Annotated in this window: 4 protein-coding genes; all 4 read right to left on the reverse strand. The window is 64.9% G+C overall.

Annotated elements, in window-relative coordinates:
* Window positions 1-79: 79 nt before the first annotated feature.
* Window positions 80-1,450: a hypothetical protein gene (locus tag MBTS_RS20310; RefSeq protein WP_192216348.1), complete on the reverse strand. Its 1,371-nt coding sequence runs from the start codon at window positions 1,448-1,450 to the stop codon at window positions 80-82.
* 268 nt (window positions 1,451-1,718) lie between these two features.
* Complete coding sequence (locus MBTS_RS20315; protein ID WP_192216349.1) at window positions 1,719-2,351, reverse strand: recombinase family protein; 633 nt, start codon at window positions 2,349-2,351, stop codon at window positions 1,719-1,721.
* Window positions 2,352-3,193: 842 nt separating this feature from the next.
* Entirely contained in the window at window positions 3,194-3,451 is a 258-nt protein-coding gene (locus MBTS_RS20320) for a type 2 periplasmic-binding domain-containing protein (protein WP_192216350.1), read from the reverse strand.
* A 144-nt stretch (window positions 3,452-3,595) separates the two neighbouring features.
* Window positions 3,596-3,826 carry a hypothetical protein gene (locus MBTS_RS20325; RefSeq protein WP_192216351.1) on the reverse strand — a complete coding sequence of 77 codons (231 nt, stop codon included), beginning with the start codon at window positions 3,824-3,826 and terminating at the stop codon, window positions 3,596-3,598.
* Window positions 3,827-3,876: the final 50 nt, after the last annotated feature.

Below are 3,876 nucleotides of genomic sequence, written 5' to 3' on the forward strand. Positions count from 1 at the left end.
GCACGTACCCCCCCCGCAAATTTTGCCAGGGGGGTGCAAAATTTGCGGGGGGGGTACGTGCAACTTGTTGCACCGATCCTCAGTGGAGCGTGGTGACCGCGTTGGATCGGCCGAACATGCGGTCGAACATTCGAGACCACTCCGGCGCGAGGGCGTACCGTGCCGGTCCTCGCGTGACGATGCCGGCCGGAACTAGGACACCCTCACGCACGAGGGCGCGGCACACGGTGTCCGGCGCGATCCCAGCGTGAACCGTGGCAGTGACCCGGCGATGGTTGCTCAACAGCGAAAGCATGGTCCTTCGGTTCTGGTCCGGGACCTGTCGATTGAGCCGGGCCATGAAGTCGAGCATATCGGCCGTCGCCTCACACGCTTTCGTCACCTGCATAACCGTTTTCCACACCTTGGCGAGCTGCTTCACGGCCTCAGCTCTGAGGCTCTGTACTCTATCTACGAAGTCATCGCTCGGCGATAGACCCATTCTCTTCACTACCTGTGAAATTCTCTGCGCCTTCGAGAAGACTACCTCAACCCGAATTCTGTAGGCATCCTTCGCGTAGACCTTCAGAAGAACGTCTTGCGTGAGGCCTAGATAGGCGCCGACGGCATTTCTCTTGCCCTTGGTTCCACGCCAATGTCGGCTTTCGGAGGCATCACCCGCCACGGACAAGGCGTTGCAGAACTCGCCCACCCACGTGGCTGCGTCACGATGGTAGAACTCGAACTGGACTTCCGCCTTCCGGAGGGGTCCAAACCCCGCGCGGTCCAGCTTCGCCCCGGAAATGGACGGTGTGAGGTGATCAACGATGAACTGGCGGACCTTGGCCGTGTAGGATCGAAGAATGCCATTCCACCAGGGACCGCGCTCGCCGGGGGATGGCACCTGCGCCGGAGTCGTGAGGTAGTTGTCTCCTCCGTCGAGGGAGCGAGCCGAGAGACGTGCTTCCAAAGCCGGGTCGGGCGTCAGCGCTTCACGGGCCGGTTTTAGGTGGATGGCGCCGGGCGCCGGGTCGGCCTGATGCGCGAGGAAGCGCGTGGGGTTGAGCTGGACCTTCAGCTTCAGCGCTAGGAAGCCCTGCCCCTCTGGGATTTCGACAAGGCCTTGCGCCTCGAAGAGCGCGGTGCCGGGCCGGGTATCGAGGTTCCACGTCGTCCGTGTCCGATCCCGAAGCCGGAACACGCTCTTGTCGTTCCTGCCACGCAACCGGCGGAGCACCGCTGCCAGTTCGGTCGGGGTGCCGCGCACACGTGCTGTGAACTCTGCCTCCATGTGATCATGCCGGGCCTCTTGGGCCGAGAAGAGCCAGTCGAAGCCGCGCTCCGGGAACATCCCCTTTAGGATCGGCCGGGTGCGCTTGCGGATGGCTGGAGCCTGCCCCTGCCGTTGGCGCTGGTTATCGAGGGAAAGACGGGTCGGCTCTTGTCCGGATGCGCTCTGCGCTACGCCCACGAAGTATCCCGCGCCGCCGCTTCGCGACGTCGCCTGACTAGTACCTGTTTGATCTTGGGTCGCGACCGACGAAGGGCGGTGGTGCTCTGTCCCCACGGAAGAACCTGAGCCGCCGCTTCGCGACGTCTCGCTCTGGGGTCTTTTTCTTTGTCTGACTTTTGGAGCCAGTGCGGCAGGCGTCGCGGAGGTCATGGAGTTGTGCCGCTCTTATAGATGCACATGGGGCCGGCGGAGGCCCCGTGAAACTTGTTGCACGGGTTGGGGTTGCTCACGCGGCCCACCGGGCGAGCGCAGCTTCGGCTTCGGCCCGGCTATCCCGGATGCGGTAGATCGTGCCGCGTGAGAGGCCCGTCGCCTTGGCAATGGCCGATACGGCATCATTGCGGTTGAGCGCGTCCACCACGGCATCAAACTGCCCCCGGTCGTATGAGGGCTTCCGGCCGAGGTAGGCGGCATCGCGGCCCTTGGCGTGCTCAATGCCAGCCTTCTGGGCTTCCTTCGACGCCTCGGCCTGGGCCTGGGCGGTGGCGGCCATGAACGAGATCAGCGCATCGCGCACGGCCATGAGCATCGGGTCCGTGGTGGCGCCATCGAACACCATGCCGTTGATGACCGTCTTGACGATCACGCCCCGGCGCATGAACTCGCGGATGGTCTCAGTCACGTCCGCGTAATTGCGACCAAGCCGGTCAACCCACCGGACCACCAGCACGTCGCCCCGGCGCAGCATGTCGAAGAGGCGCCGGCCTTGGGGGCGATCCTTCAGAAGGGTCGAGACTCCGGACACGCCCTCATCAGCAACCACCGCGTCGATCTCAAAGCCGGCGGCCTTGGCCTGCTTCGCCTGATGGGCGGCAGTCTGTTCGTCGGTGGACACGCGGGCGTAGAAAACGGTCTGCAAGGGGTGGCTCCATGTCCACAAGGGCTATGTCCACATAAAGTCATGTCCACAAGGCTAAAGCAACCCTAGCGGACATATTTTCGGACGGTTTTTTGAAGTCCGTTGGGGCATGCCCTAGTGGACATGCCGTGGCCCGCGTCTGGTGCATACCGGGCTCAGGGTGCCGGGTTCTCGGCGTTCCAGCTCTGAGCGAAACCGGGCCACCTCCCGTCAAGCTCGGCCAAGGCCTCCTCCACGCCCGGCCCGGCGCCGACTGTCCCCGCGAGGAGCAAGCGCTCTAGCGCGAAGATCGGGTCACGCTCTTGCTCTGGTTCTACCCAACCCGGAGACTGCCGGAGGCGGTCGGGTTGAACCGAGACCTGGAACTGGAGGAACCCGCGAAGCTCACGGAGGGCGCGCACGGCTACGCCACGGTCATCGGCGGCGGCAGACGCCGCATATATATGTGCGAGCCCGTCCACGAGGAGCCGCGCATAGTCCTGCAAGGTTCTGCCCGTGTCCGCATTGGCGCGGGCAAATAGTTGCTCCAGCGCTGCTTCTGACGAGACCACTCCTCCGGTCGACGGAGTGCCCGGCCCTTGGACGGTAGGGGCAGCAGTGGGCGGAAAGTGAAACGTCACCTCCCGGCCGAGATGCCCGGCCCGGTGCCGTTGAAGCGAACTCCGGGACGGAAGCTGGAAGGTCGCGAGCACTTCGTCCAGCGAGGCCCCCGCCGTCAGCGCCGCGTCGATAGCGGCCCGGTTGGGATGGGCGCAGATCAGGCAGGGGCGCGGCATTGGCAGGGTCCTCCGTATCGAAACGTCTCGTTTCGTTTCGGTCGTTTCGATTGGCCGTGAGCCGGGTCAGATGAGCGTGCCCGGCACGTGAGCGGGGGCAGCGGCCCGGCTCGCGACGATGGCACCAACAGCTTCGGCGGCCTCGTCCTCCGTGGTCGCGTCCATGAGCGCCATGAACGCCGGGTCGAGCACCCGGACAAAGGCCATCGCGTATTCGAGGCCGTCGGCTCGAAGCTGTTCAACGGAGAAGCCCGTCAGGGCCGAAGCCTCCTCCAGTGATTTCCCTTGGGCGAGCGTCAGGTCGGCCAGAAGTGCACCGGTCACGAGTGTGAGCTTCTGGCGAAGTGTCGTCTCCGGAGGGGAGGGCCATTCAGTTGCGGCCGTTTTCACGGCCCGACGCTGGTTTCTGGCAGGTTTTGACGGGCGAGCGGGGGGACGGGAGCGGGGGCGAGACATGGTTCTCTCCTACTATGCAGGGGTGGACGGAGTGGCTGCGAGCTGGGCCGCATCCATGAGCGTGCGACCGAGGCGAGCGAGGGCCTTACGCTCTGCCGGAGAACGCGCGGCGATGGCGGCAGCGAGGGCATCCGGCAGTATCAGGTCATCCACGAAGCGAGCTTGGCAGAGCATCAACTCCACGGTGCCCGTATGGACGAAGGCATCGACCGTGCGCCGGTCGGCGAAGCGTGACTTGGACATGGCGGTTTTCCTTACGCGGGGCGCCGACGGGGTGGCGGTGCGGGTTCGGG

This window comes from Methylobacterium bullatum (assembly GCF_014845095.1).
Lineage (GTDB): Bacteria > Pseudomonadota > Alphaproteobacteria > Rhizobiales > Beijerinckiaceae > Methylobacterium > Methylobacterium bullatum.

Excerpts from the sequence above, each read along its gene's own strand:
- MBTS_RS20325 (WP_192216351.1), bottom strand. The coding sequence starts at position 3,826 with ATGTCCAAGTCACGCTTCGCCGACCGGCGCACGGTCGATGCCTTCGTC.